Source organism: Nisaea acidiphila (genome assembly GCF_024662015.1).
GTDB lineage: Bacteria > Pseudomonadota > Alphaproteobacteria > Thalassobaculales > Thalassobaculaceae > Nisaea > Nisaea acidiphila.
The window spans coordinates 345404-369895 of the sequence record NZ_CP102480.1 but is presented as its reverse complement, the minus strand read 5'-3'; the positions used below and the strand labels follow the sequence as shown (position 1 = coordinate 369895).

The window sequence follows — 24492 nt, the reverse complement described above, 5'->3', positions numbered from 1 at the left end:
CTGTTATGCCTTCAGCCTAGCCGACCCGGCAGCCATATTCGAGAGCGCCGTCGAGCAGCATCTCGAAAAGATGCACGGCGTAGGAGCGGTGGACATAGATGTCGTAGACCGGCGCCGCGCTGCGGCAGTCGATCAGTACGGACGTATGGAACAGTCCCGTCATCCGGCTCCTGTCGGCCGGGAAGGCCGACGGGTGCAGGTCGATGCCGGTGCCTTTTGCGAGCAGGTCGCGCGCATGGAGCCCGGTCAGGCGAAGAACCGTACGGGCATGGCCGAGATCGGTGACCGCCGCGCCTGGCGGCAGGGATGCACGGAGATGGGCGTGGAGATCGCGGGTTTCGGGTTCGGAGACGACCCAGCGGCCCGTTCCTGTGCCGAGGATCCGGGGTGTGCCCGTTCCGCTCGCAACGTTCGGCGCGGCAGAGGGTGCGACGCCGACCGCAGTCTCGGTCGCCGCAACGAGGTCGGAGACGGTGTCGGCGCCGGTCTCGATCTGTACGATAGAGAGCGGCCCGCGTTCGCTGAGCTGGATGCCGGGGCCGCTGAACGGTGTGGCGCCGAAATCGCCGGGAACGAGGATGCCGGAGAGCGCCGAGCGGCGCGTCGCGGTTGCAAGATCAGCCATGGAGCCGTGCTCCTTCCTCGTCATAGACAACCGGGGACGTGATCCGGCACTCGACGGCCTCGTTGCGAAGCGGGAAGACCGCCCAGACGGTTTCGCCGATGCGCTCCGGCCCGTTCTTCAGCATGCCGAGGGATAGCGGCACGCCGAGATTGGGGCTGAGATAGGCCGTCGAACTCACATGTCCGAGTTTGGGGACGGGCGGCGGCGTTTTCGGATCGGCCACCAGCACGGAGCCGGCGCGGATCTTGGTCTTGCCGTCGACCGGCGTCAGTCCGACCAGGCGCGGGCGCGACGGATCGGCCATGCATTCCCGGGTGGCCAGCGCGTCGCCGACGAAGCGCTTCTTCGAGCTCATCATCTTGCCGAAACCGAGATCGGTGGCTGTATGGCGCCCATCCACCTCGCTCACGGTCACATGGCCTTTCTCGATGCGCAGGATGCCCAGCGCCTCCATGCCGTAGGGCAGGAGGCCGTGACCCGCGCCCGCCTCGATACAGCGTTCCCATGCGGTCCGGCCGTAATCCGCAGGCACGGCGATTTCGTAGGCCATCTCGCCGGAGAAACTGATGCGGAATATCCGCGCCGGGATTCCGCCGAGGCTGGCATCTCGGACACCCATGAAAGGGAAGGCATCATTCGAGAAATCTGTCTCCGGGAACAGCGCCGAGAGGACCGCGCGGCTGTTCGGCCCGGCGATCGCCATCGCCGCCCAGGCGTCGGTGACCGAAGACACCTTCACGTCGAGATCCGGCCAATGGACCTGGAGATGCAGCTCCAGATGCTGCATCACCGGACCGGCCTCGGCGGTGGTGGTGGTCATGAAATAGTGGTTCTCGCCGATCCGGGAGGTGGTGCCGTCGTCGAGCGCCACCCCGTCCTCGCGCAGCATGACGCCGTAGCGCGCCTTGCCGACCGGGAGCGTCTTCCAGCCGTTGATATAGATCCGGTTCAGGAACTCGGCCGCGTCCGTGCCCTGGATATCGATCTTCCCGAGCGTGGAAACGTCCGAGATACCGGCGGCGTTGCGCACCGCGAGCGTCTCCCGGGTGATCGCCTTGTCCATAGCGGCGCGGGAGGCCGTCTCGCCGTCCTGCAGGTAGTATTGCGGCCGCATCCAGAGCCCGGCCTCGATCATCTGGGCGCCGTTCTCCAGGTGCCAGTCATGCATCGGCGTTCGCCGGACCGGGTGGGCGTGGCGGCCACGCTCGCGTCCGGCGAAGGCGCCGATCGCGACCGGGGTGTAGGGCGGACGGAAGGTTGTCGTACCGACCGCGGCGATATCGACGCCGCGGGCCTCCGCAAGCAGCGCGTGGCCGTTGATGTTGGAGGTCTTGCCCTGATCCGTTCCCATGCCGAGCGTGGTGTAGCGCTTCAGATGCTCGACCGAGACATAGCCCTCGCGTTCCGCAAGCTCGACATCGGAAGCCGCGACATCGTCCTGCAGGTCGACGAAGCTCCGGCCTTTGCGGCCGGGCAGGGCGGGGACCTCCCAGAGGGTCATGAACGGTCCCTGCGCCGGCTCTTCGGTCTTCGGTGTTCCGGGCGCGACACCGACGGCAAAACCAAGCTCTTCCGCCGCCTCCCGTCCCGCTTCGAAACCGTCAGCGAGACAGGCACCGAGCCCGAAGCGTCCGCGTGCGGCGCCGATGGAGCGGTCGTTCATCCGCGAGGCACCCGGCACGAAGGCGGCGATGCCCGGATCATAGACCGGCTTGCCGCTCTGGTGGCTGTGCAGATGGACGTTCGGGCTCCAACCGCCGCCGACCGCGAGCAAGTCGCACGGGATGTTGCGGATCTCCGGCATCGCGCCGGAGCGGAGCGCGTCGAGATCGGCGATATCGACACCGGCGAGACCGAGATAGCCGTGGGTGCGGACGACCGCGGCGCCCTCGAGGATGTCGATGCCGCGGTCGGTAACCATGCTCTTCAGCGCGCTCTGGCCGCCCTTGCGCGGATCGATCACGCCGCGCACTTCGATGCCGGCATTGGCGAGATCGAGCGCCGTCCGGTAACCGTCGTCGCTGTTGGCGAAAATGACCGCCTGCTTTCCGGCCTGAACCGCGAACCTGTTCGCATAGGTCCGTGCCGCGCCGGCGAGCATGATGCCGGGGCGGTCGTTGCCGTCGAAGACGAGCGGTCGTTCGGTCGCGCCGGTGGCGAGCAGCACCTTCTTAGCATGGATCAGCCAGCGCCGCTGGCGCACCGTGTGTGGCGCGGGCGCGAGCAGATGGTCCGAGATCCGCTCGACCGCGCCGATCGTGTCGCCGTCGTAATAGCCGAAGGCGGTGGTGCGGGTGAGGAGCGTGACATTCTCCATGGACTCCAGCGCGGCCACAGTCTCATCCGCCCAATCCATCGCGGGGCGCCCGTCGACGGTCTCCCGCTCGGCCCGGAGCCGCCCGCCGGGGCGGTCGTTCTCGTCGATCAGGAAGACCCGCGCGCCGCTCTCGCCCGCCTGGCGCGCGGCGGCAAGTCCGGCCGGCCCTGCACCGATCACGACGATGTCGGCATGGCCATGCATGTTGTCGTAGGTATCGGGATCCGGGATGTGCTCCGCAGCGCCCATCCCGGCCGCCTTGCGGATGAAATGTTCGTAGAAATGCCAGCCCGGCAGGCCCATGAAGGTCTTGTAGTAGAAGCCCGCGACGAGGAAGCGCGAGGCGAGCTCATTCACACCCATCAGGTCGAACCTGAGATTCGGCCAGCGGTTCTGGCTCTTCGCCTCAAGTCCGGCGAACAATTCGATCTGCGTCGCCCTTGTGTTCGGCTCCTGCCGTCCTCCGGAGCGCAGATGCACCAGCGCGTTCGGCTCTTCCGGGCCGGCGGAATAGATCCCGCGCGGGCGGTGATATTTGAAGCTGCGCCCGACCAGCCGGACCCCGTTCGCGAGCAAGGCGGATGCGAGGGTGTCGCCCTGGTAGCCGGTGTAGCTCTTGCCGTCGAAGCTGAATTTGAGCGGCCGCGTGCGCTCGACCTCGCCGCCGGAGGATATCCGGAACGGCTGCTGTTCCTTGCCGCGCATCATTGTCCGGCCTCCGCCTCGGGAGCCGCGATCTCGTCTCCGGGCCGTCCCGTGGCCAGAATCTCGTGAGTGAGCGTATTGCGCAGTACCTTCACCACTTCCCGGCACCCGAGCGAATGGTGCCAGAGTTCGAGGTGCGGGCCGCGCGGGTTGTCGCGGGTGTAGACATAGTCGACCCAGGCCGGGTCGTTCTTCTCCGCGCCGTCGGGGCGTTTCTTCGTCGCATCGCCGATATAGGTGAATTCCTCGTGTGCCCGGGAGCCGCAATAGGGGCATTCGATATAGAGCATGGCCGGTGCCTCCTAGTGATGGCCCGGCACGGGGCCGGTCGCTTCTTCGTCGATGATGTGACCGCGCTCGAACCGGTCGAGCCGGAGGCCGGCATTGATCGGGTGCGGCTCGTCTTCGGCTATGGTGTGGGCAAAGACCCAGCCGGAACCCGGCGTCGCCTTGAAGCCGCCATAGCACCAGCCGCAATTGAGGTAGAGATTGTCGATCGGCGACTTGCCGATGATCGGGCTTCCGTCCATCGACATGTCCATGACGCCGCCCCAGTGGCGCAGAAGCCGCAGCCGCGAGACCGCAGGGACCATGGCGACACCGGCCCGCATCACGTGATCGATGGTCGGCATGTTTCCGCGTTGGGCATAGGAGTTGTACATGTCGAGATCGCCGCCGAAGACGAGGCCGCCCTTGTCGGACTGGCTGAGATAGAAATGCTCGGCGCCGAAGGTCACCACATGGTCGAAGAACGGCTTCAGCGGCTCGGAGACAAAGGCTTGCAACACGTGGCTTTCGATCGGGAGCTTCAGACCGAGCTTGGAGGCGAGATATCCGGTATTGCCTGCAACCGCGAAACCGACCTTGCCGCAGCCGATCGTGCCGCGGCTTGTTTCCACGGCCTCGATCCGGTCGCCGCTCCGCTTGAAGCCGGTGACCTCGCAATTCTGGATGATATCGACGCCGAGCCGGTCGGCGCCGCGGGCGAGACCCCAGGCGACCGCGTCGTGCCGCGCCGTGCCGCCGCGCGGCTGCAGCAGTCCGCCATAGATTGGAAAGCGTGCCTCGTCGGAGAAATCGAGATGCGGCACCATCTTCATGACCTGCTTGCGGTCCAGAAGTTCCGCGTCGATCCCGTTCAGCCGCATGGAATTGCCGCGCCGGGCGTAGCGGTCCATCTGCCCGTCCGAATGGGCGAGGTTGAGCACGCCGCGCTGGCTGAACATGACGTTGAAATTAAGCTCGTGGCTTAGTTGCTCCCAGAGCTTCAGCGATTTCTCGTAGAAATGCGCGTTGTCGTCGAGCATGTAGTTGGAGCGCACGATCGTCGTGTTGCGCCCCGTATTGCCGCCGCCGAGCCAGCCTTTTTCGAGTACCGCGACATTACGGATGCCATGGACCTTGGCGAGATAGAACGCGGTTGCGAGGCCGTGGCCGCCGCCGCCGACGATGATCACGTCGTAGCTTGGTTTCGGCTCCGGGTCGCGCCAGGCGCGTTGCCATTGTTTGTGCCCCGTCAGCGCGTTCCGGACGAGGCTGAAGACGGAATATTCAGACATGTGATGGGTTGCCTTGTCGGCTGGATCGGATGTGACCCTGATAGCCCTAGCACCGGGTGGACCCATTGGAAAAGCAAGTTTGCGACCCGCACTCGCCGATTTGCGCCATTGGCCGGCGGATTAGCTCCGTTCGACCCGTTCGGCGAGCTGTTCTGTAATGCCGGAAGAGATTCGCCCGGCTTCGCTTGCCATGGCCTCGATGAAAACAAACAAGGGCTGACCTAGACGCTGAATCAAGCCGTCTTCGTCGGACGGTTCGTCAAGTTCTTCGACAGCGCGTTTCAGAATGGAGCGGTAATCCCGGTTCACCTGTTCGATACGGGCATCGCTGCTTGCAAGCCAGCGGGCGGCGGTCTGGCGAACATGAGTGAGGCTCTCGTCCTTGCGGATGAAGTCCTTGACCTGGCGGCCGCTCGGATCAGGGCCGAGACGGGAGATCATCTCGATTGCGATCCAGGCAAACCACCAGCGCCAGGGGTCAGCATGTAGTTCTCCGTCGTCATAGACAGTTTGAAGCAGATGCAGGGTTGTCACCGGCGCGTCCGGTTTCAGACGCACGATCTGCGGCGGCAGCGCGGTCAGGGCGAATGGCTGGAGCCGTTTGTCGGGCGGAGACTTTTTGTTCTGCCGGCCGGGGCGAATGCCGACTTCGCGCATCCGCTCTTCGGTATCGGCGACATCGAACCAGTGGCGTAGTGCCATGGCAACGCCGCGGATCTGATCTGCTTCCCACTGGGTTCGGTTCATGTGGGCGATTTTATCCCGTTTTCGGGTCGGATTGGCATAAATTCGCAAGGTCTTAAGGCGAAGCTTTCGCCTTTTCCGCGGCAACTTCCGGACACTATAACGCCATGTTCCCCGGCTTGCTTTGCGAGGTCCCGGCAGGTACTCTTCGCGTGGGGATGTCGAAGGAATCTACAAGGCTCTTAGCGTATGGAAACGCGCAGCACTTCGCTTGCAAGCACCATAACAGCCTGGATTGGTCATATTTTTCGCGAACGCGAGGTAATTCTGCGTTCGGATTCCCGTATCCGCTATTTCACCCTGAGTACTCGGTTCCAGCTTGGCGTCGTCGCCGCCTGGATGATGCTCGCCGGGTGGCTTGGCTTCGCGTCGGTCGGTGTCTATATGCAGGACGAGCTGCTGCAGGGCAAAGACGTCGCGATCCAGCGCAGCCAGGATTCTTACCGCCAGCTTCTCGACCAGGTTTCCGACTATCAGCTTTCTGTCGTCGCGATCACGCGTGATCTCAAGGAAACCCAGGCTCAGCTGCAGCGCCTTTTCGATCAGAATGAAGGCCTCCGGAGCGATTTGACCTCGACCGAGTCGCGCTTGAAATACACGCAGGTGGAGCGCGACCGTATCAATGCGGGCCGTAAGGCGCTGAACGACCAGTTCAGCCTGCTCGGCCGCGAACTGCGCCGCATGACGGCGAAGAATAACGGGCTTGAGACTCATATCAGCAATTTGCGTACCCACCTCGTGACCCTCGAGGCGGAGAAGAACGAGATCGCGGCCGAACGGGAAAAGCTCGACGGCCGGCTCTGGCGCCTCAACAACGAACTGGCCGAATCGGAGGCTCAGCGCGAGCAACTGACGGACACGATCGCCCGAATGCGTTCCGACCTGCGGACGGTGATGCTCGAGAGGAGTTCGGGGGCGTCCGAGAACGACGCGCTGCGGGCACGGATTTCCTCTCTTGAGGCGCGGCTTGCCGATATCGACTCGGAGCATCAGCGCCGCCTGGAGCTGATTTCGGACCGGGCGCTGAATAACATTCACGCCGTCGAGGCGGTGCTGCGCCGGACCGGGCTCGATCTCGAGCGGATCGCGCCGATGCCCGAAGGCATGATCATGGGGCAGGGCGGCCCGTTCATTCCGTATCACCCGGAGCTGCAGCCGGAGCGTTCGGAGGCGGACTCTCCGGAGGCGCAACTTGAGCTGAGGCTTTCGCGCTGGGAGCAGCTCCGCGATGTCTATCTTTCGGTGCCGCTGATTGCGCCGATGAAGGACTATTACTTCACCAGCGGGTTCGGACGCCGGAAAGATCCGATTAACGGGCGTTGGGCGATGCATGCCGGTCTCGATATGTCGGGTCCGCGCAAGCAGGAAGTGATGTCAGCGGCGCCGGGCAAGGTCATTCGCGCTCAGAGAGAGCGGTTTTATGGACGCATCGTGGAAATCGATCATGGCAACAACATCACGACGCGCTACGCTCACCTGAGCAAGATCGAGGTCAAGGTTGGCCAAGAGATTGGCCTTGGTGAAGTTATCGGACGCATGGGCAATTCGGGCCGGAGTACGGCGCCGCATTTGCACTATGAGGTGCGTTACAAGAACAGACCTTTGAATCCGCGAAATTTTCTGAAGGCGGGACGATATGTTTTCAAAAAAGGATAGTGGCGGTCGTGGACCGCAGCAGGCGCCACAGAAGCAGGCTGCGCCTTCCATTCTGAGTGCCGATCTCGTTGTGAACGGGAACCTCGTCAGTGACGGTGACATGCAGGTCGACGGGACTGTCGAGGGCGACATTACCAGCAAGAAGCTGACGATCAGCGCGACTGCGGTGGTTCGGGGCTCGATCGAGGCCGAGGCGATCATCATCGCCGGTGCGGTGACCGGTCAGGTCAAGGCTCGGCACGTCACCCTGAACAAGACGGCGCGGGTCATCGCAGATGTCGTTCAGGAACGCCTGACGATCGAGCCAGGTGCTTTCTTCGAAGGCAATTGCCGTCATTTCCCGGAAGACAAGCCGGGCGAAAAGAAGGCGCTGGAGCGGATCGGCGCGAAGCCGGAGCTGGCGCCGGCGGCGCTTGTTGGTGCCCCGAAGCCGGCTTCAGGCGATCAGGCCGCCAAGGAAGAAGGAAGCCGCGCTCTGGCCTGAGGCCGGGGCGCGATCTCCGAAACGGATTTCCCGTCAGTCCTGCTGACGGGATAGGGCGCGGGTGAACATTTCCGCGTCCGCATTGCCGCCGGAACAGACCACGGCGACCGTCTTTCCTTCGATATCGAGCTTGCCGCTGAGCGCGGCTGCGAGCGCTACGGCGCCGCCCGGCTCGACCACGATCTTCAGGTAGCGGAAGGCCGCTGCCATTGCGTCCAGCGCTTCGCCGTCAGAGACGGCGAGGCCGCCGGCGAGCAGCTTCTTGCTGATTCCGAAAGTGATCTGCCCGGGTGTCGGCGTCACAATCGCATCGCAGATCGAGCGGGCGTCGGGATCGTTGCGCTCGTGCTTGCCGCTGGCGAGCGAGCGCGCCATGTCGTCGAAATTCTCCGGCTCGGCGGAATAGACCGGGACACCCGGCGCGGCGCCGTCGAGGGCGAGGGCGACGCCGGAAACAAGTCCGCCGCCGCCGCAGCAGACGATAACGGCATCCAGTTTCGCGCCGATCTCCGCGGCCTGAGCTGCAATTTCGAGCCCGATCGTGCCCTGGCCCGCGATGATGCCCGGATCGTCATAGGGGCGGACCAGCGTCGCGCCGGTCTCGGCGGCGATCCGCTGACCGATTTCTTCCCGGTTCTCGGAATAGCGGTCATAGAGAATGACCTCGGCGCCATAGGCGCGGGTATTGCCGATCTTCAGTTCCGGAGCATCCTTCGGCATGATGATGCTGGCCTTGATGCCGAGCTCGCTCGCCGCATAGGCGACGCCTTGGGCATGGTTGCCGGAGGAGTAGGCGAGCACGCCCCTAGCGCGGTCGGCCTCCGGGATGAGGGAGAGCCGGTTGACGGCGCCGCGATATTTGAACGAGCCGGTGCGCTGCAGGCATTCGGGTTTGACCAGCAGGCGAGCATTCAGCTTTGCGTTCAGCAGAGGGGCTTCGAGCAGCGGCGTGCGGACGGCCTTGCCTTCCAGACGCTTGGCGGCAGCTTCCACATCGGCGAATGCGGGCGCGGTAAGCGGTGCTGAAAGCTCGTTCATGGCAAGCGGTCTCCTGATTGAAATGGGATGCCCCACCCGAATGGCAGGCCCCCAGAACGATAGGAGCGCCCGCTCAGTCGCGCAACGCCGGGATTGTCATGGAGTCAATCGCCGAGCAGCGGCGGTAATTCGGCGAGGCTCTTGATTTCGGCGTTCGGTTCGCCCGGCAGACGCTCCCGCGCCTGACCGAAACGGTTGCACCAGGCCACCTTGAAGCCGAAGGCGGATGCGGCGGTCGCATCCCAGGCATTGGAACTCTGGAACGAGATATGATCCGCATGCACGCCGAGCCGGTCGACGGCGAGCTGGTAGACGGAAGGATGGGGCTTGTAGATGCCGACCTCCTCGACCGAGAGAACCGCATCCATCAGCGCGCCGACGCCCGAGGTCTCGCAGACCTTCTCCAGCATCATGGGCGAGCCGTTCGAGAGGATAGCGGTCTTCAGGCCCCGTTCTTTCAGGGACTTCAGAACGCCGAGCACTTCCGGATAGGCATGGAGAGTGAGGTAGCTGTCCATCAGAGCGTCCCGCAGCCCGGCCGGTCCGAGATTGCCGAGGACGGACTCAAGAGAAAAATCGAGCGCGTCTCCGGTAACTTGCCAGAATTCGGCATGCCGATTCTGCAGCCCTCTCAGCCAAGTGTATTGCAGCTGCTTGGTGCGCCACATATCGGACGTCTTGTCCGCCTGGGCGTCGGGATCCGGAAACATGCCTCGGCACTGGGCGACGGCGGAATGGACGTCGAACAGGGTTCCATAGGCATCGAAGACGCAGGCCTGGATGCCTGCGAAGGACGGATGAGCAGGCATGCGGTGTCACTCCCCAAGTGGTGCTGACGCTTGATGCGCGTCTATTAGGATTCCACAAGCGGTAACGCACCAGACGTCGCGGGGGGAGACCTTATCCCAGGAAATCACGGGACTGTGACGGCCGAGCCGGTCGCGATAAACGATCAGGCCCTCGAGCACGCGCTGGACATAGTTGCGAGTCTCGCCGAACGGAATGCGCTCGATCCAGTCGATCACGTCGACCTCGCCGCTGCGCGGGTCGCCGCGCTCCCGGAGCCAGCGGTCGACATTGCCGGGACCCGCATTGTAGGCGGCGATCGCGAGCACATAGCTCCCCTCGAAGCGATCGATCAGCCCGGAAAGATAGGCGCGGCCAAGGGTGATGTTGAAGTAGGGATCGTCGGTGAGACGGCGCTGTGAGTAGCGCTGTTTCACGGTCTTGGAGACCTGGCGTGCGGTCGCGGGCATCAGCTGCATCAGGCCCCGTGCCCCAGCGCGGCTCTTGGCTTCCGCATCGAAGCCGCTCTCCTGGCGGATGATTGCCAGCATCAGGGCAGGCTCCAGCGGGCCGTGCTCGGTCGCATAGCGGGTCGGATAGCCGGTTTCGGCCAGTACGATGCCCTTTCGCGCCGCATTGCGCGCGGCGCGGACTGCGAGGTCCAGATACCCGAGCTCGCGCGCCAGTCTGGCGACGAGTACCGCCTCCGGACCGTCGTCGGCGAGATAGGAGAGGTGCAGGACGAAATCGCGCGCGAGCTCATCTTCTCCGAGGCGGCTGAGAGCGGATGCGGTCCTGACCAGTTCGCTGTCGCGGAACTGGTTGCGTGCATCCCGAGTCGGCCTCGGTTCGCGCGGCAAGCGGAAAGCATCCGTGCTGAGCCGTGCCTGGGCAAGTTGGCCGTAGAAGGTCGCCGGGTTGTCGGCGGCGCGTTTGTACCAGTGTCGAGCCTTATCCGTATCCTCCAGTTCCTCGGCGGCACGTCCCGCCCAGTAAGCCGCTCGGGCGAGACTTATCGACGTGCTGACACCATCATAGAGGCGCGTAAAGGCTGCGAGCGCTTCGGTCGGTTTGTCGGCAAACCGCAGTGCGATCCAGCCCGCATGCCACTCGGCCTCGGCAAAGGTATAGCCGTCTTGCTGGATATGCGCCGCTGACAGCAGATAGGCATCCTCGGTGCGGTTGTCGTCGAGCGCGTAACGAATCTGGCGCGCCCGTTCGCGCCACCAGAGATCGGCGAAATCCTGTCCGGCCGGAACCGACCAGAGCAATTCCAGCGCGGAGTCTTTGCGGCCCTTGCGGTGCCGCCAGCGCAATCTTTCATATTGCAGGCCAGGATCGGAGCGCAGCGCGTCCGGCACCCGGTTGATGGCGCCGTCGACGCCCGGAGACTGGGTACGCAGTGTCATGCGGGCCAGGGCAAGTTTCTGTCTGTCCCGCTCAACCAGAGGCATTACCCGCCGCGCCGAGGAGAGGTAACCCTTCCACAGCATGCGGTCGAGCCGGATCCAGTGGTCCTCGGTCCGGAGCAAGGTCCGGTAGCGTTTGAGAAAGGCGCGGTGGTCGGAGAGGCCGAACGGCGTTTCGTGCCAATAGGCCCGCGCGGCTTCGGCCAGAGGTGCCGGGTCGGAGCCGCCTTCGAGGCTGCGCAGGTATTTCAGCCGCCCCGCGGCCGAGCGCGGCGCTATCTCCGCGAACCACGCTTTCTGGGCTGCCGCCGGCAGATCTTCGGGCATGCGAAGCTCCGCCAGCTCGATCAGGCGGCGCCGGCCGGGCCAAGCGGGATTCGCGCGCAGGAACGTCGAGAGTTCGTCGAAGCCGGAGCCGGCCCGCGGATCCTTGAGACGGAGCCAGAGAAGCACCTTCTCCAGTTCCGGTCTTTTAGGCTGCCGCTCAAGCTTGTTGATTGCAGACCATTTGCCATTTTCCGCGAAGGAAAAGGCCCGCCGGTAGACGGTCGAACTGTTCTTCGGAACCAGCAGGTCGCCCGGTCGCGGCATCGGTAAAGGCGGTCTTTCGACGTCGGGGCTGCCGGGCCGGATTTCGGGAACCGGAGTGGTCGCGAAGCTCACCTGCGGTAGAGAGGCGAAGAGGCCGCTCAGCAGGAAACCGCCGACGGCAACAATGGCCCACGGATTCGGTCCATATCGGAACAGCATTCGCAGTGTCTACTCCCCCGTCGGCGCCTGAGGCGTGCATGTCCGACCCGTGCTTCTAAGAGACCGCAGGATTCCATGTGCCATCCATATAATAGCAGAAAATAGGCGCCACGCTAAGTCACCGCGCGCTATGGGCAAGAGCGGGGACGGTCAGATCGAGCCCAACCCGTGCAAGGCTGCAAGGCCCTACGCAACGGAAATCTGCCGTAACGCTGATGCTTATTCTTGTCCCTCTGCGGTGCGGGGCGTATGGTCCCGGTCTTTCTAACCATTGCCAATCGGCAGGAGACGAGTCGTGGCCTACAATGCTGGAAATCCGATGTTTAAGGGATCCTTGGTAGCATTGATCACGCCGTTCAAAAACGGCGCGGTCGACGAGGCCGCGTTCCGAAAATTTGTCGACTGGCAGATCGAGCAGGGTACGGACGGTCTGATCCCGACCGGGACGACGGGTGAGTCTCCGACGCTCAGCCATGAAGAGCACAAGCAGGTGGTCGAGATCTGCATCGATCAGGCGGCCGGTCGCGTGCCGGTGATCGCCGGTACCGGCTCGAATTCGACCGAAGAGGCGATCGAGCTGACGCAGCATGCCAAGGAAGCCGGTGCCGACGCCGCGCTGATCGTGACGCCCTATTACAACAAGCCGACTCAGGAAGGCATGTATCGCCATTTCAAGGCGATCGCGGATGCGGTTGATATTCCGATCCTGATCTACAATATCCCGCCTCGCAGCGTGATCGACATGTCGGTCGATACCATGAAGCGGCTTTCCGAGATCCCGAATATCGTCGGGGTCAAGGACGCGACGGCAAGCGCCACGCGCCCCATCGAGACAAGGCTCGCGATCGGACCGGACTTCTGTCAGCTCTCAGGCGAGGACGGGACGGTCGTGCCGTACCTTTCGCAGGGCGGACACGGTTGCATTTCGGTGACCGCCAATGTGGCGCCGGGGCCGCTTTCGGAAATGCATCGTGCCTGGCGCTCCGGCGATCTGGATACGGTCATGACCATCAACGACCGGCTCTACCCGCTGCATCAGGCCCTCTTCTGCGAGAGCAGCCCGGGACCGGTGAAATATGCAGCCAGCCTGCTCGGCATCTGCGAGGCGACCGCGCGTCTGCCGATCTGCGAGATTGCCGACAGCAGCAAACAGAAAGTGGAATCCGCCCTCCGGCATGCCGGTCTGCTGAACTGATCAGCGGGCCGGGGCCGGCCCGGCGGTTGAAGGAACTCTTCCCATGGCGGGACAGAAATCAGGCGACCACGTGATCGCCAAGAACCGTCGTGCGCGGCACGATTACTTTATCGAGGACACACTCGAAGCCGGTCTTGTGTTGACCGGCTCCGAGGTGAAAAGCCTGCGCGACGGCAAGGCGAGCATCGGCGAGTCCTATGCGGGTCAGGACCGAGGCGAGCTGACCCTCTTCAATGCGCATATCCCGGAATATCCCGCGGCCGAACCGTTCAACCACGAACCGCGCCGGCCGCGGCGTCTTCTGGTGCACAAGAAGGAGAGGGACAAGCTGCTTGGCCTGATCCAGCGCGAGGGTGCGACCCTCGTGCCACTGCAGCTCTATTTCAACCGGCGGGGCATCGCCAAGCTCGCGCTCGGCATTGCCAAGGGAAAGAAGCAGCGGGACAAGCGCGATACCGAGAAGAAGCGCGATTGGCAGCGAGAGAAGGCCCGCCTGATCCGCGACAAAGGCTAAGGCCGGGCTTTATTTCCCGTCGACAAGACCGCGCACGGTCCGGAAAACATCCTCGAACATCTCTTCGGTGAGCTTGCCCGTGTTCGTGTTGTAGCGCGAGCAGTGGTAGGAATTCACCAGCGTAAAACCGGCGCCGGGTTCATGCACCGCATTGTGCCCGAACTTGAAGCGGTTCTTCGGGATGCCGAGCGCCGAGAGAATCGCGCCGTGGGCCAGACCGCCGAGCGCCAGGACGACCCGGCGTGAACCGGCCAGCTCCATTTGGAGAAAAGGCGCGCAGGCTTTGACCTCGGCGCCGACCGGCTTGTTTTCCGGCGGCACGCAGCGGACGGCGTTGGTGATGCGGCAATCGACGAGTGCGAGGTCGTCGTCTCCCTCGCGATCGTAGCTGCCGCTGGTAAAGCCGAACCGGCCGAGCGTCTGGTAGAGCAGGTCGCCCGCATAATCGCCGGTAAATGGTCGCGCGGTCCGGTTGGCGCCGCGAAGGCCCGGCGCCAGGCCGACGATCAGGAAAGCTGCCGCCTTCGGTCCGAAGGAAACCACCGGACCGTTATGCCAATCCGGAAATTTCTCCCTGTTGGCGTCGCGGAACGCGACGAGGCGGGGGCAGAGCGGGCAGTCGCGTCCCGGCTCTTCAAGTGCGGGAACCGGCATGATCATGGATATCTGGACTGGATCAGTATTTCGGGCGCCGCGGCGTCACTTCCGCTTCGTCCAGATTCTCGTAATCGTCCTCGAATTCTTCCTCGTCATCGTCGAAACGGCTCTGCTGCGGCCGTTGCGGACGGCCTTGATGGCTGCGCGCGATCTTTTCCTGGAAGTCCTGCAGCTCAAGGAAGTGATCCGCCTGGCGCCGCAATTCGTCGGCGATCATCGGCGGCTGTGACTTCACCGTAGAGACCACGGTCACCCGCACCCCCTTGCGCTGCACCGCTTCGACGAGCCGGCGGAAATCACCGTCGCCGGAGAACAACACCACATGGTCGAGATGCTCGGCCATTTCGAGGACATCAATGGCAAGTTCGATGTCCATGTTGCCTTTAATCTTCCGGCGGCCAGAGGCGTCTGTATATTCCTTGGTCGGCTTTGTGACCATGGTGTAGCCGTTATAGTCGAGCCAGTCGACCAGAGGCCGGATCGGTGAATATTCCTCGTTCTCGATCAAGGCGGTGTAATAGAACGCTCTGATGAGATGGCTTTCGTCCGCAAAAACGGAGAGAAGTTTTCGGTAGTCGATGTCGAACCCAAGGGAACGTGCTGCCGAATACAGATTCGCGCCATCAATGAAAAGGCCTGTTTTTTCTTGGGGGTAAAAATGCATTAATATTTTCCTTTAATTTATAAGCGACTCCCGTTGGCAATAGAGCAGTGGACGCAAACGGGCGCAAGTAGTGTCCGGTTGAGGAATTGAATTTATGAAGCTCTTAAAAATTGCAATTCTATCTCTTGGGCCGGATCGGCTATATCGAAGTAGCAAACTCGATCTGATTTCTCCTTTTCTAGATGTGATGTCCGAGCCGTGTCCATGATTTATTTGGGGGTTGGCGCCAACTTGCCGAGCCCGGAATTCTCCACGCCCCGTGCAACTCTCGAAGCCGCCATGCAGGAGCTTGCGAAAGCCGGCGTTAAATCCGTCGCGGTGTCGCGCTGGTACGAAAGCGCTCCGGTTCCGATTTCGGATCAACCCTGGTACGTCAATGCGGTGTTCCGCGTCGAGACCGACCTCTCTGCCGTCCGGCTCCTAGAGGCCATGCACCGTGTAGAGGCGGAATTCGGCCGGGTCAGGGCAGAGGTGAATGCGGCGCGGGTGATCGATCTGGACATTGTCGATTATCGTGGCGAGCGAAACGCCCTCGACGGAGGGCCGCTCCTACCGCACCCGCGCATGCATGAGCGCGCTTTTGTGCTCCTTCCGCTCCGGGATCTCGCGCCGGACTGGATCCATCCGGGAACAGGAACGCATATCGACGATCTGATCGCGGGCCTCGATCCGGATCAGGTCATCCGTCTACTGAAATCGTGAAACAAGGGCGCAAATCCTGACCTAATTCACTTGCTCCCGCCCCCTTGTAGCAATATATATCTCTCTTTCCGGTATCTTTTGAAACGGGACGCACACCCATGGCACGGGTCACGGTTGAAGACTGCATTTTGGAAATTCCGAACCGGTTCGATCTGGTTATGGTCGCCGGTCAGCGCGCGCGGGACATCTCCGCCGGCGGACAGCTGACGGTGGACCGGGATAACGACAAGAATCCGGTCGTCGCGCTGCGCGAGATTGCGGACCGCACCGTCGATATCGAAGAGCTTCAGGAAGCCTTGGTGAAGGGCCTGCAGCGTATCGTCGAGGATGACGGTCCGGAAGAAGAGGACATGAGCGCGATCGAGGCCGATGGCGGCGCTGCCATCGAGGAAGCCGCCGATGCGCTGGGCATGCAGATCCAGTCTGCGAAGGAAGACGGCGCCGCTGGCGGATTCGAGGACGTTGATGAAGAGGTCCTCGGACGCGAAGGGTAAGCCGTTCCGGCTTTCTGCCTTCTGCCGATGCCGCGACGGGGCAGGGCCCGCCCGTCGCGGATCTAGCGCCGTGCGTGCGCGTACCCGGCAAGGAGCGCGCGCATGATCCGCCAGTACGAACTGGTTGAACGGGTCAAGAACTACGACCCCGGCATGGACGAGGACGCGCTCAATCGCGCTTACGTCTACGCCATGAAGATGCACGGCTCGCAGACGCGGGCCTCAGGCGATCCCTATTTCTCTCATCCGCTTGAAGTCGCCGGTATTCTGACCGACATGCGGCTCGACACGAGCACGATCATCACGGCACTGCTCCACGATACGATCGAGGACACGGACGCGACGCCGGATGACGTCAAGAGGCTCTTCGGGGCGGACATCCTCCGCCTCGTCGACGGTGTCACCAAGCTGACCCGGATCGAACTTCAGTCCGACCGTACCAAGCAGGCGGAGAATTTCCGCAAGCTCGTCCTCGCCATGAGCGAGGATATCCGCGTCCTTCTGGTGAAACTCGCGGACCGTGTCCACAACATGCGGACGCTGCACTTCATCGGGTCCGAGGATAAACGCCGGCGGATCGCCGCGGAAACCATGGATATCTATGCGCCGCTGGCCGAGCGGATCGGTATCCAGGCGATGCGGGACGAACTTGAGGACCTGGCCTTTGCGGAACTCAATCCGGATGCCCGCAGCTCGATCCTGAAACGGCTCGATTACCTCTATGACGAGGGCAGCGATACGGTCGACCGGATTATCGGGGAGTTGCTGGAAACCGCGAAAGGCGTCGGCATCGAGCCGGACATCTCAGGGCGGAGAAAATCTCCCTATTCGGTGTGGCTGAAGATGCAGCGCAAGGATGTTGGCTTCGAACAGCTCTCCGACATCATGGCTTTCCGGCTGGTGGTCGACGATGTCGGGGAATGCTACCAGCTTCTGGGAGCTATTCACGGCAAGTATTCGGTCATCCCGGGCCGTTTCAAGGACTATATCAGCACGCCGAAGCCGAACGGCTACCAGTCGCTCCATACCGCGGTTATCGGACCGCTCAGAAAGCGTATCGAAGTGCAGATACGAACGCGCGACATGCACGAAGTGGCCGAACTCGGCGTGGCTGCGCACTGGGTCTACAAGGAGGGGCCGGAGCACAGCCGGGAAGGCAAGAAGTATCGCTGGATACGTGAGCTTCTGGAAATTCTGGAGCATGCCTCCGGACCGGAGGAATTTCTCGAGCACACCAAGCTCGAGATGTACCAGGATCAGGTCTTCTGCTTTACCCCGAAAGGCGACCTGATCTCTCTGCCGCGCGGCGCGACGCCGGTCGATTTCGCCTATGCGGTTCACTCGGAGGTCGGAGACCGCTGCGTCGGCGCTCGCATCAACGACCGTCTGATGCCGCTGACCACCCCGCTGAAGAACGGCGACCAGGTCGCGGTTTCGACCTCCAAGACCTCGACGCCGTCGCCGACCTGGGAGCAGTTCGTCGTCACCGGCAAGGCGAAGGCGCGGATCCGGCGTTTCGTCCGCTTGCAGCGGCGCCAGCAATTCGCCGATCTCGGCCGTGCCATCATGCAGAAGGTCTTCCGCCAGGAAGCGCAGAAATACTCCGACAAGGTGCTGGAGCCGGTGCTCTCCAAATTCCACTCGGAGACCGTCGAAGACCTGCTCGCCGGCGTCGGCGAAGGAGTGCTGAGCGACCGCGAGGTATTGCACGCCGCCGTTCCCGAGACTCTTCCTGCGCCGGACAAGCAGAATGTCGTACCGATCACCCGGGCACGGACGAAAGCGCGCAAGGGTAGTGCCGACGCGGTGCCGCTCAAGGGGCTTATCCCGGGCATGGCGGTTCATTACGCGCGTTGCTGTCATCCGCTGCCGGGTGAGCGCATTGTCGGCATCGTCACCACCGGCAAGGGCGTGACGATCCACACGATCGACTGCGACACGCTGGAAAACTTCCACGCGACGCCGGAACGTTGGCTCGATGTCTCCTGGGATCTGGAGACAGAGAGCGGTATGTATGTCGGCCGGCTCGACGTCGTCCTGGCCAACGAGCCGGGCAGTCTCGGCAGCCTTTCCACCGTTATCGGCAAGAGCCGGGGCAACATCATCAACCTGAAAATCGTGAACCGCTCGACGGACTTCTTCGAGTTGTATATCGATGTTGAGGTAGGCGATGTTCGTCACCTGACGGAAATCATCGCGGCCCTGCGGGCGACACCGGTCATCAATTCGGTGGACCGGGCGCGGGGCTGACCCAATTTAAGAATGGCGTCGGTCCCCGATGGCACGGGGAGGTAACGGCGCTGCGTGAGCGATCAGAGGGAAAGGTTCGGCGTCAATGTTCAAGCGCCGGCATACGCTGGGTATTGGTTCGAAGGTTCGCGAGTTCGTCTGGCCGCGCATGGGGTTTGCGCGCCTCTGGCGCTATATGGGGCACCGGCTCGGGCGGATGCAGGGGACGCCCTACAGCATCGCCGCCGGTTTTGCCTGCGGCGCGGCGGCCTCCTTCACGCCGCTGATCGGCTTCCACTTCATTCTGGCCGGCCTGCTGGCCTGGGCGATCCGCGCGAACATCCTCGCGTCCGCCATCGGCACCGCGATCGGCAATCCCTGGACCTTCCCCTTCATCTGGCTCTGGACCTACAAGGTCGGCAGCTGGATCGTCGGCTCGCCGGAAAGCGAAGCGCCGCCGCAATTGACCTTCGACATGATTGTGGGGATCATTTCCGGAGAAACTCTGGGCCAAAGCCTCGATCTGCTGCTGACCATGCTGGTCGGCGGCGTTCTGACGGGGCTCGCGGTCTGGGTTCTCTTGTATTTGCCGTTGTCTGGCATGATCCACGGCTACCGGGCACGCAAGATCCAGAGGCGCGCCGAGGCCGTAGCCCGGCAGACGGCCGAGGGACGCGTGTCGTAATGGGGACGGGAAGGCGATGAACTACCTGCGGCTCGGTGTGAATATCGATCATGTGGCGACGATCCGGAACGCCCGGGGCGGAGGCCATCCGGATCCGGTGCGCGGGGCACGCCTGGCGGCGGAGGCGGGGGCGGACGGTATCACCGCGCATCTGCGCGAGGACCGCCGGCACATCTCGGACGGCGATATCGAGCGCCTGACCGGGGAAATAGACCTGCCGCTGAATTTCGAGATGGCGGCGACCGACGAGATGCTTGCGATCGCGCTGAAGCACCGTCCGCACGCGGCCTGCATCGTGCCGGAAAAGCGCGAGGAAGTGACAACGGAAGGCGGCCTCGACGCCGCCGGGCTGCACAATCACCTGACACGGTTCTGCTCGGAACTGAAAGGAGCGGGGATCCGCGTCTCCCTGTTCATCGAGGCGGACAAGCGGCAGATCGATGCCGCCGTTTCGCTCGGCGCGCCGGTGGTTGAGCTGCATACCGGCGCCTATTGCGATGCCGAGACACCGGCCGAACGGAGCGCTCATCTCGAAAGGATCCGCGAGGCGGCGCGATATGGCGCCGAACGGGGGCTTGAAATGCATGCCGGGCACGGACTTTCTTTCGATACAGTGGGACAGATCGCGGAGATGCCTGAGTTCCACGAGCTGAATATCGGCCATTTCCTTGTCGGAGAGGCCATTTTCGGCGGCCTTGACAGTGCGATCCGGCGCATGCGTGCGCTGATGGACAAGGCGCGCGCCGATGCCTCCGGCCGGATCGGCGCCTGAGTAACCGCATGATCCTCGGCATCGGTAGCGACCTCGTCGACATCACCCGTATCCAGAAGTCCATCGACCGCTTCGGCGACCGTTTCCTTGAACGCATTTTCACCGAACGGGAACGGGCGCGCGCCGACGCGAAAGCAAACCGGGCCGCGGTCTACGCCAAGCGCTTCGCCGCCAAGGAAGCGATCTGGAAGGCGCTCGGCGAAGAAGACCGCCCGGGTATCCAGTGGCGCGAGCTCGAGGTGGTCAATGATGCGTCCGGAAAGCCGTCCTTCGAGCTGAGCGGGGTCGCCGCCTCGCGGCTCGAGGCGATTACGCCTGCGGGACTGGTCGCCCGGGTCGATCTCAGTCTTACGGACGAGCCGCCGATGGCGCAGGCTTTTGTCGTGATCTCCGCCGAGACGCCGGGCATTCGAGACAATTCGGTTATATAGGGTGTCCCGCTTGCCGCGTCCCGGGGAATGCGGCATACATGGCGACTTGCCCGCCGCTGCCGCGGACAGCACGTGACGGCCCTCCGTCACTGATATGAGATCAGAAAGACCATCACCGCGCCCCCGGGAGTATCATGCGGGAATTCATCAAGACTCTCGTCTATGCCGTGCTTATTGCGGTCATTTTCAGGACCGTCGCGTACGAGCCTTTCAATATTCCGTCCGGCTCGATGTTTCCGACGCTTCTGGTTGGCGATTATCTCTTCGTCTCCAAGCCGTCCTACGGATATAGCCGTCACTCCCTGCCATTCTCGCCGCCGTTCTTCGAGGGCCGCATCATGGGCTCGACGCCGGAGCGCGGCGATGTCGCCGTCTTCAAGAAACCGACGGATGAATCCACGGATTACATCAAGCGCGTGATCGGGCTTCCAGGCGACCGGATCCAGATGAAGCAGGGCCGTCTCTTCATCAATGGCGAGATGGTGCCGCGCCGCCGGATCGAGGACTACGTCATGACCGACCCCTACGGCCGTTCGGTCTCGATCCCGCAATACATCGAAACGCTGCCGAACGGCGTCGAACACCACATCCTTGAAGCCATGGGCGACCGCGCGCAGCATGACAACACGCGCGAGTTCGAGATCCCCGAAGGCCTCTATTTCATGATGGGCGACAACCGGGACAATTCCCTCGACAGTCGCGACGGCTCCGTCGGCATGGTGCCGTTCGAGAATTTCGTTGGCCGCGCCGAGTTCCTGTTCTTCTCCACGGACGGAAGCGCGCGGGGCTACGAGTTCTGGAAGTGGCCGTTCGCAACGAGATACGGAAGGTTGTTCCAGGCCATTGAGTAACCGCAAGATGGATAGCGATCTCGAAGATCTTGAGGAACTGCTCGGCCACAAGTTCGGTCATACCGACGTGCTGCGCAGGGCGGTAACCCATGCCAGCGCCGAACCGCGTGCCTGGAATGCATACGAACGGCTGGAGTTTCTCGGTGACCGGGTGCTGGCCCTCGTGATGGCGGAGCACCTGCTGGACCGTTTTCCGCATGAGCGCGAGGGAGCCATTGCCAAGCGCCATGTCGGCCTGGTGCGCCGGGAGGCCCTGGCCGAGGTTGCCCGTCAGATCGGCCTTGGGCGCTTCCTGATCGTCTCCCGCGGCGAGACCGAGGCAGGAGTGCGGGAAAGCGAAACCATCCTTTCCGATGCCATGGAAGCGGTGATCGGTGCGCTCTATCTCGACGGCGGTCTCGGCGCGGCGCAGCGCTTTATTCTGCAATGCTGGAATCCACTGGTTGAAGCCGATCTGCGGCCGCCGCAAGATGCGAAGACGACGCTGCAGGAATGGGTTCAGGCCCGGAAAATCCCGCTGCCGACCTACGAGACAATTGGCCGGGACGGCCCCGCCCACGCGCCGGAGTTCACCGTCAGGGTCTCCGTCCAGGGGCATGGCGCGCAGACCGGAACCGGCAAATCGAAACGGATCGCCGAACAGGATGCGGCGGGCAAGATGATTGCGAAACTGAATGACTGAAGATACCCGCGCCGGTTTCGTTGCCGTCGTCGGCGCCCCGAACGCAGGCAAGTCGACGCTGGTGAACCGGCTGGTCGGCTATAAGGTCTCCATCGTGACGCGCAAGGTGCAGACCACGCGCACGCGGATTCGCGGCGTCTGCATGCACGGAAATACCCAGATCGTGTTTGTCGATACGCCTGGCATTTTCGAGCCGAAACATCGGCTCGACCGCGCCATGGTGCACGCGGCCTGGGAAGGGGCCGGCGATGCCGATCTCGTCGTGCTCATGGTCGACGCGTCTCGCAAGAAGGTGGATGCGGACACGCGGCGGATCATCGAGGGACTGCAGAAATCCAGGCGCAAGGTCATCCTGGTGCTGAACAAGATCGACGCGACCCAGCGCGAGGCGTTGCTGCCATTCGCGGCGGATCTCGCGGAAAGCGGGATCGCGGAGGAAACCTTCATGATCTCCGCCGAAAACGGGGACGGTTGCGAAGATCTGCTCGCCTATCTCGCCGAGCGTATGCCCAAGGGACCTTATCTCTATCCGCCTGACGAGGTGACGGATCTGCCTCTGCGCCTGCTGGCGGCCGAGATCACCCGCGAAGAGGTGTTCAACCGGCTGCATCAGGAACTGCCTTACGCGGCAACCGTAGAGACCGAGCAGTGGGTGGAGAAGGAGGATGGCAGCGCCGTCGTCAATCAGGTGATCTTCGTTCAGCGCGAGGGTCAGAAGAAGATCATGCTCGGTAAGAACGGCGCCATGATCAAGGCGATCGGTGCCGCGGCCCGCCGGCAGATGCAGGAGATCTTCGACAAGCGCATCCACCTCTTCGTCTTCGTGAAGGTGCGCGAGAACTGGATCGACGATCCCGAACGCTATCGCGACTGGGGTCTCGACCCGGACGCCTGAATCACCTTTGATAGGCCCGGGGCGCAAGTGAACGTGTTCGGAAAGGCTGCTCGGATGCTTAGAGGTCGTGCCAGTGGATAGCCTGCGCCATCGGGTCTGGCGCCAGCTCGACGTGAGAGCCCATCCCGGCGAAGGCATTTCCGTCGCCAACAAGCTTTTGATCGCCGCGATCCTGCTCTCGGTCGGCTCTGTCGTGCTGGCGACGGAGCCGAGTATACGGGCACGGGCTCCCGGGCTCTTCCTGAGCGTCGAGACCTTTTTCGGCTGGATCTTCATCGTCGAGTACATCCTGCGGGTCTGGTCGATCGGAGAGCGGCGCGAGTACGCGGGACTTTGGGGACGGGTCAAATACATCTTCACGCCCGTTGCCATCGTCGACCTGATCGCGGTAGCGCCGTTCGTCATCCTGTTCCTCGACCTGCGTCTCGACGGAGCGGATTTTCTCGTCCTGCGCCTGCTGCGCCTGTTCCGGGTCCTGACGCTCGCGCGGGGAGGGCCGTTCACGACAGCGGCGCGGGAGGTCTGGCACAGTATCGCGGAGCGCCGCTTCGAGCTGATCTTCAGCACGCTTATGGCGTTCGCGATGATGATCGTCTCCGCGACCCTGCTTTATCTCGCCGAAAAAGATGTCCAGCCGGACGCTTTCGGGAGTATCCCGCGCGCGATGTGGTGGGCGATCGCAACGCTCACGACCGTCGGATATGGCGACGTCTTTCCGGTTACCAGTGTCGGGAAGATTCTGGGAGGGCTGGTTGCCCTGTCGGGGGTCGGGCTCGTCGCCATGCCGGCCGGAATTTTCGCCGCCGCACTTTCCGCGGTGCATCAGGAGCACCGCCGGCACCGGCTCCATGACGAGGCGACCCACGGTGCGGCGGACGGCGAGAGGCACCCACGTGGAATGGACTGATGACGGGATCGTCCTCTCGGTCCGCCCGCATGGCGAGACCGGGGCCATCGTGGTCCTGCTCACCGAGCAGCATGGCCGTCATGCGGGTCTGGTGCGCGGCGGTTCGTCCTCGAAGCAGAAGGGAATACTGCAGCCTGGCAACGCGGTCCGTGCTGTGTGGCGTGCCCGGCTGGCCGAACAGCTCGGCAGTTATACGCTGGAGCTGGATGCGAGCCACGCCGCCGCACATTTCGACGATCCCCTGAAGCTGTCAGGGCTTACCGCAGTCTGCGCGGTGGCTGACAGGGCCTTGCCGGAGCGAGAGCCTCATCCCGCGATCCATGCCGGCTTTCTGGCTCTGATAGACGCTATGGGGAATGAGGCGCTCGGCGATCTCTGGATCGCGGTCTATGTCCGTTGGGAACTGGGGCTTCTGGCGGAACTCGGCTACGGGCTGGATCTTTCGGAGTGCGCCGCAACGGGGAGCAACGACGATCTCGCCTATGTCAGCCCTCGCACCGGCCGCGCGGTCTCGCTTTCCGCCGGCGAGCCCTACCGGGACCGTATGCTGCCGATGCCGGATTTTCTGATCGGCCGCGGTGGCGGTGACTTTCCGGATCTGCTCAAGGGGCTCGATCTGACCGGACACTTTCTGGAGAAGCATCTCTTCAACACCCAGGGCGAGCAGAGTCCCGCGCCGCGCACCCGGTTCCGCGATCGGATCGGGGGGCACGCGGCATCCGATACGATGGGTTGAAAATC

The 24492-nt window shown here is 63.2% G+C and carries 25 protein-coding genes; 15 read left to right on the top strand and 10 right to left on the bottom strand.

The genetic code is table 11. The annotated features are described in order from the left end of the window. Positions 1–16 precede the first annotated feature (16 nt). From NUH88_RS01805 to NUH88_RS01785, 5 genes are all read right to left on the bottom strand, one after another. Positions 17–625 carry a sarcosine oxidase subunit gamma gene (locus NUH88_RS01805; RefSeq protein WP_257769605.1) on the bottom strand — a complete coding sequence of 203 codons (609 nt, stop codon included), beginning with the start codon at positions 623–625 and terminating at the stop codon, positions 17–19. Further along, positions 618–3650: a sarcosine oxidase subunit alpha family protein gene (locus NUH88_RS01800; RefSeq protein ID WP_257769604.1), complete on the bottom strand. Its 3033-nt coding sequence runs from the start codon at positions 3648–3650 to the stop codon at positions 618–620. The genes NUH88_RS01805 and NUH88_RS01800 overlap by 8 nt, the downstream gene beginning before the upstream one ends. Beyond that, positions 3647–3937 carry a sarcosine oxidase subunit delta gene (locus NUH88_RS01795; protein WP_257769603.1) on the bottom strand — a complete coding sequence of 97 codons (291 nt, stop codon included), beginning with the start codon at positions 3935–3937 and terminating at the stop codon, positions 3647–3649. The genes NUH88_RS01800 and NUH88_RS01795 overlap by 4 nt, the downstream gene beginning before the upstream one ends. A gap of 12 nt (positions 3938–3949) precedes the next feature. Beyond that, positions 3950–5206 carry a sarcosine oxidase subunit beta family protein gene (locus NUH88_RS01790; protein WP_257769602.1) on the bottom strand — a complete coding sequence of 419 codons (1257 nt, stop codon included), beginning with the start codon at positions 5204–5206 and terminating at the stop codon, positions 3950–3952. 120 nt (positions 5207–5326) lie between these two features. Further along, entirely contained in the window at positions 5327–5953 is a 627-nt protein-coding gene (locus NUH88_RS01785) for a hypothetical protein (RefSeq protein WP_257769601.1), read from the bottom strand. A 186-nt stretch (positions 5954–6139) separates the two neighbouring features. On the opposite strand from NUH88_RS01785, the gene NUH88_RS01780 reads away from it, so the two are divergent. Both NUH88_RS01780 and NUH88_RS01775 read left to right on the top strand, forming a co-directional pair. Beyond that, positions 6140–7606, top strand: a complete 1467-nt coding sequence (locus NUH88_RS01780) for a M23 family metallopeptidase (RefSeq protein WP_257769599.1) — start codon at positions 6140–6142, stop codon at positions 7604–7606. Further along, complete coding sequence (locus tag NUH88_RS01775; protein WP_257769597.1) at positions 7587–8090, top strand: bactofilin family protein; 504 nt, start codon at positions 7587–7589, stop codon at positions 8088–8090. Before NUH88_RS01780 ends, NUH88_RS01775 begins: the two co-directional genes overlap by 20 nt. A gap of 33 nt (positions 8091–8123) precedes the next feature. Here the strand turns inward: NUH88_RS01775 and NUH88_RS01770 are convergent, their stop codons facing one another. The 3 genes from NUH88_RS01770 to NUH88_RS01760 all read right to left on the bottom strand — a co-directional run bounded on the left by NUH88_RS01770 (position 8124) and on the right by NUH88_RS01760 (position 12073). Continuing rightward, positions 8124–9128: a threonine ammonia-lyase gene (locus tag NUH88_RS01770; protein ID WP_257769596.1), complete on the bottom strand. Its 1005-nt coding sequence runs from the start codon at positions 9126–9128 to the stop codon at positions 8124–8126. Positions 9129–9232: 104 nt separating this feature from the next. Then, the gene (locus NUH88_RS01765) at positions 9233–9937 is read right to left on the bottom strand and encodes a haloacid dehalogenase type II (protein WP_257769594.1); all 705 of its coding nucleotides are present in this window, start codon (positions 9935–9937) and stop codon (positions 9233–9235) included. Positions 9938–9943: 6 nt separating this feature from the next. Then, positions 9944–12073: a lytic transglycosylase domain-containing protein gene (locus NUH88_RS01760; protein WP_257769593.1), complete on the bottom strand. Its 2130-nt coding sequence runs from the start codon at positions 12071–12073 to the stop codon at positions 9944–9946. A gap of 319 nt (positions 12074–12392) precedes the next feature. Between NUH88_RS01760 and dapA the strand changes: the two genes are divergently transcribed. Together dapA and smpB are read left to right on the top strand one after the other, a co-directional pair. After that, positions 12393–13268: a 4-hydroxy-tetrahydrodipicolinate synthase gene (gene dapA / locus NUH88_RS01755; protein WP_257769592.1), complete on the top strand. Its 876-nt coding sequence runs from the start codon at positions 12393–12395 to the stop codon at positions 13266–13268. A 43-nt stretch (positions 13269–13311) separates the two neighbouring features. After that, a complete protein-coding gene (gene smpB / locus NUH88_RS01750) occupies positions 13312–13782 on the top strand; it encodes an SsrA-binding protein SmpB (RefSeq protein WP_257769591.1) in 471 nt (156 codons plus the stop codon). 9 nt (positions 13783–13791) lie between these two features. Here smpB and NUH88_RS01745 read toward each other — a convergent pair whose 3' ends face one another. Continuing rightward, a complete protein-coding gene (locus NUH88_RS01745) occupies positions 13792–14436 on the bottom strand; it encodes a uracil-DNA glycosylase (RefSeq protein WP_257769590.1) in 645 nt (214 codons plus the stop codon). Between the two features lie 22 nt (positions 14437–14458). Beyond that, positions 14459–15103, bottom strand: a complete 645-nt coding sequence (locus NUH88_RS01740; protein WP_257769589.1) for a LabA-like NYN domain-containing protein — start codon at positions 15101–15103, stop codon at positions 14459–14461. A gap of 204 nt (positions 15104–15307) precedes the next feature. Between NUH88_RS01740 and folK the strand changes: the two genes are divergently transcribed. The 11 genes from folK (at position 15308) to recO (ending at position 24487) form a co-directional block, all read left to right on the top strand. Further along, complete coding sequence (folK, locus tag NUH88_RS01735; RefSeq protein WP_257769588.1) at positions 15308–15805, top strand: 2-amino-4-hydroxy-6-hydroxymethyldihydropteridine diphosphokinase; 498 nt, start codon at positions 15308–15310, stop codon at positions 15803–15805. Positions 15806–15903: 98 nt separating this feature from the next. Continuing rightward, positions 15904–16299, top strand: coding sequence for a DNA-directed RNA polymerase subunit omega (gene rpoZ, locus NUH88_RS22245; RefSeq protein ID WP_308220086.1), 396 nt, complete (start codon positions 15904–15906; stop codon positions 16297–16299). A gap of 102 nt (positions 16300–16401) precedes the next feature. Next, positions 16402–18549, top strand: a complete 2148-nt coding sequence (locus NUH88_RS01725; protein WP_257769587.1) for a RelA/SpoT family protein — start codon at positions 16402–16404, stop codon at positions 18547–18549. An 85-nt stretch (positions 18550–18634) separates the two neighbouring features. Next, a complete protein-coding gene (locus tag NUH88_RS01720) occupies positions 18635–19213 on the top strand; it encodes a DUF2062 domain-containing protein (protein WP_257769586.1) in 579 nt (192 codons plus the stop codon). Positions 19214–19229: 16 nt separating this feature from the next. Further along, positions 19230–19985, top strand: a complete 756-nt coding sequence (locus NUH88_RS01715; RefSeq protein ID WP_257769585.1) for a pyridoxine 5'-phosphate synthase — start codon at positions 19230–19232, stop codon at positions 19983–19985. A gap of 8 nt (positions 19986–19993) precedes the next feature. Continuing rightward, positions 19994–20416 (top strand): holo-ACP synthase, encoded by a 423-nt coding sequence (acpS, locus tag NUH88_RS01710; RefSeq protein WP_257769584.1) that lies wholly within the window; start codon positions 19994–19996, stop codon positions 20414–20416. A gap of 134 nt (positions 20417–20550) precedes the next feature. Then, positions 20551–21267, top strand: coding sequence for a signal peptidase I (gene lepB, locus NUH88_RS01705; protein ID WP_257769583.1), 717 nt, complete (start codon positions 20551–20553; stop codon positions 21265–21267). Between the two features lie 7 nt (positions 21268–21274). Then, entirely contained in the window at positions 21275–21949 is a 675-nt protein-coding gene (gene rnc / locus NUH88_RS01700; protein WP_257769582.1) for a ribonuclease III, read from the top strand. Further along, positions 21942–22844 carry a GTPase Era gene (gene era / locus NUH88_RS01695; RefSeq protein ID WP_257769581.1) on the top strand — a complete coding sequence of 301 codons (903 nt, stop codon included), beginning with the start codon at positions 21942–21944 and terminating at the stop codon, positions 22842–22844. Before rnc ends, era begins: the two co-directional genes overlap by 8 nt. 67 nt (positions 22845–22911) lie before the next feature. Next, positions 22912–23751, top strand: coding sequence for a potassium channel family protein (locus NUH88_RS01690; RefSeq protein ID WP_257769580.1), 840 nt, complete (start codon positions 22912–22914; stop codon positions 23749–23751). Then, on the top strand, positions 23738–24487 hold the full coding sequence (gene recO / locus NUH88_RS01685) for a DNA repair protein RecO (RefSeq protein WP_257769579.1): 750 nt from the start codon (positions 23738–23740) through the stop codon (positions 24485–24487). The genes NUH88_RS01690 and recO overlap by 14 nt, the downstream gene beginning before the upstream one ends. Positions 24488–24492 lie beyond the last annotated feature (5 nt).

What these genes read in the sequence shown, in the direction of transcription:
- NUH88_RS01745 (WP_257769590.1), bottom strand. Translation starts at nt 14,436, where the DNA reads ATGCCGGTTCCCGCACTTGAAGAGCCGGGACGCGACTGCCCGCTCTGC.
- NUH88_RS01770 (WP_257769596.1), bottom strand. Translation starts at nt 9,128, where the DNA reads ATGAACGAGCTTTCAGCACCGCTTACCGCGCCCGCATTCGCCGATGTG.
- NUH88_RS01760 (WP_257769593.1), bottom strand. Translation starts at nt 12,073, where the DNA reads ATGCTGTTCCGATATGGACCGAATCCGTGGGCCATTGTTGCCGTCGGC.
- rpoZ (WP_308220086.1), top strand. Translation starts at nt 15,904, where the DNA reads ATGGCACGGGTCACGGTTGAAGACTGCATTTTGGAAATTCCGAACCGG.
- NUH88_RS01775 (WP_257769597.1), top strand. Translation starts at nt 7,587, where the DNA reads ATGTTTTCAAAAAAGGATAGTGGCGGTCGTGGACCGCAGCAGGCGCCA.
- NUH88_RS01725 (WP_257769587.1), top strand. Translation starts at nt 16,402, where the DNA reads ATGATCCGCCAGTACGAACTGGTTGAACGGGTCAAGAACTACGACCCC.
- era (WP_257769581.1), top strand. Translation starts at nt 21,942, where the DNA reads ATGACTGAAGATACCCGCGCCGGTTTCGTTGCCGTCGTCGGCGCCCCG.
- rnc (WP_257769582.1), top strand. Translation starts at nt 21,275, where the DNA reads ATGGATAGCGATCTCGAAGATCTTGAGGAACTGCTCGGCCACAAGTTC.
- NUH88_RS01785 (WP_257769601.1), bottom strand. Translation starts at nt 5,953, where the DNA reads ATGAACCGAACCCAGTGGGAAGCAGATCAGATCCGCGGCGTTGCCATG.
- NUH88_RS01805 (WP_257769605.1), bottom strand. Translation starts at nt 625, where the DNA reads ATGGCTGATCTTGCAACCGCGACGCGCCGCTCGGCGCTCTCCGGCATC.
- NUH88_RS01715 (WP_257769585.1), top strand. Translation starts at nt 19,230, where the DNA reads ATGAACTACCTGCGGCTCGGTGTGAATATCGATCATGTGGCGACGATC.
- NUH88_RS01740 (WP_257769589.1), bottom strand. Translation starts at nt 15,103, where the DNA reads ATGCATTTTTACCCCCAAGAAAAAACAGGCCTTTTCATTGATGGCGCG.
- smpB (WP_257769591.1), top strand. Translation starts at nt 13,312, where the DNA reads ATGGCGGGACAGAAATCAGGCGACCACGTGATCGCCAAGAACCGTCGT.
- acpS (WP_257769584.1), top strand. Translation starts at nt 19,994, where the DNA reads ATGATCCTCGGCATCGGTAGCGACCTCGTCGACATCACCCGTATCCAG.
- NUH88_RS01720 (WP_257769586.1), top strand. Translation starts at nt 18,635, where the DNA reads ATGTTCAAGCGCCGGCATACGCTGGGTATTGGTTCGAAGGTTCGCGAG.
- NUH88_RS01795 (WP_257769603.1), bottom strand. Translation starts at nt 3,937, where the DNA reads ATGCTCTATATCGAATGCCCCTATTGCGGCTCCCGGGCACACGAGGAA.
- NUH88_RS01790 (WP_257769602.1), bottom strand. Translation starts at nt 5,206, where the DNA reads ATGTCTGAATATTCCGTCTTCAGCCTCGTCCGGAACGCGCTGACGGGG.
- NUH88_RS01765 (WP_257769594.1), bottom strand. Translation starts at nt 9,937, where the DNA reads ATGCCTGCTCATCCGTCCTTCGCAGGCATCCAGGCCTGCGTCTTCGAT.
- folK (WP_257769588.1), top strand. Translation starts at nt 15,308, where the DNA reads ATGATTTATTTGGGGGTTGGCGCCAACTTGCCGAGCCCGGAATTCTCC.
- NUH88_RS01800 (WP_257769604.1), bottom strand. Translation starts at nt 3,650, where the DNA reads ATGATGCGCGGCAAGGAACAGCAGCCGTTCCGGATATCCTCCGGCGGC.
- NUH88_RS01780 (WP_257769599.1), top strand. Translation starts at nt 6,140, where the DNA reads ATGGAAACGCGCAGCACTTCGCTTGCAAGCACCATAACAGCCTGGATT.
- lepB (WP_257769583.1), top strand. Translation starts at nt 20,551, where the DNA reads ATGCGGGAATTCATCAAGACTCTCGTCTATGCCGTGCTTATTGCGGTC.
- dapA (WP_257769592.1), top strand. Translation starts at nt 12,393, where the DNA reads ATGTTTAAGGGATCCTTGGTAGCATTGATCACGCCGTTCAAAAACGGC.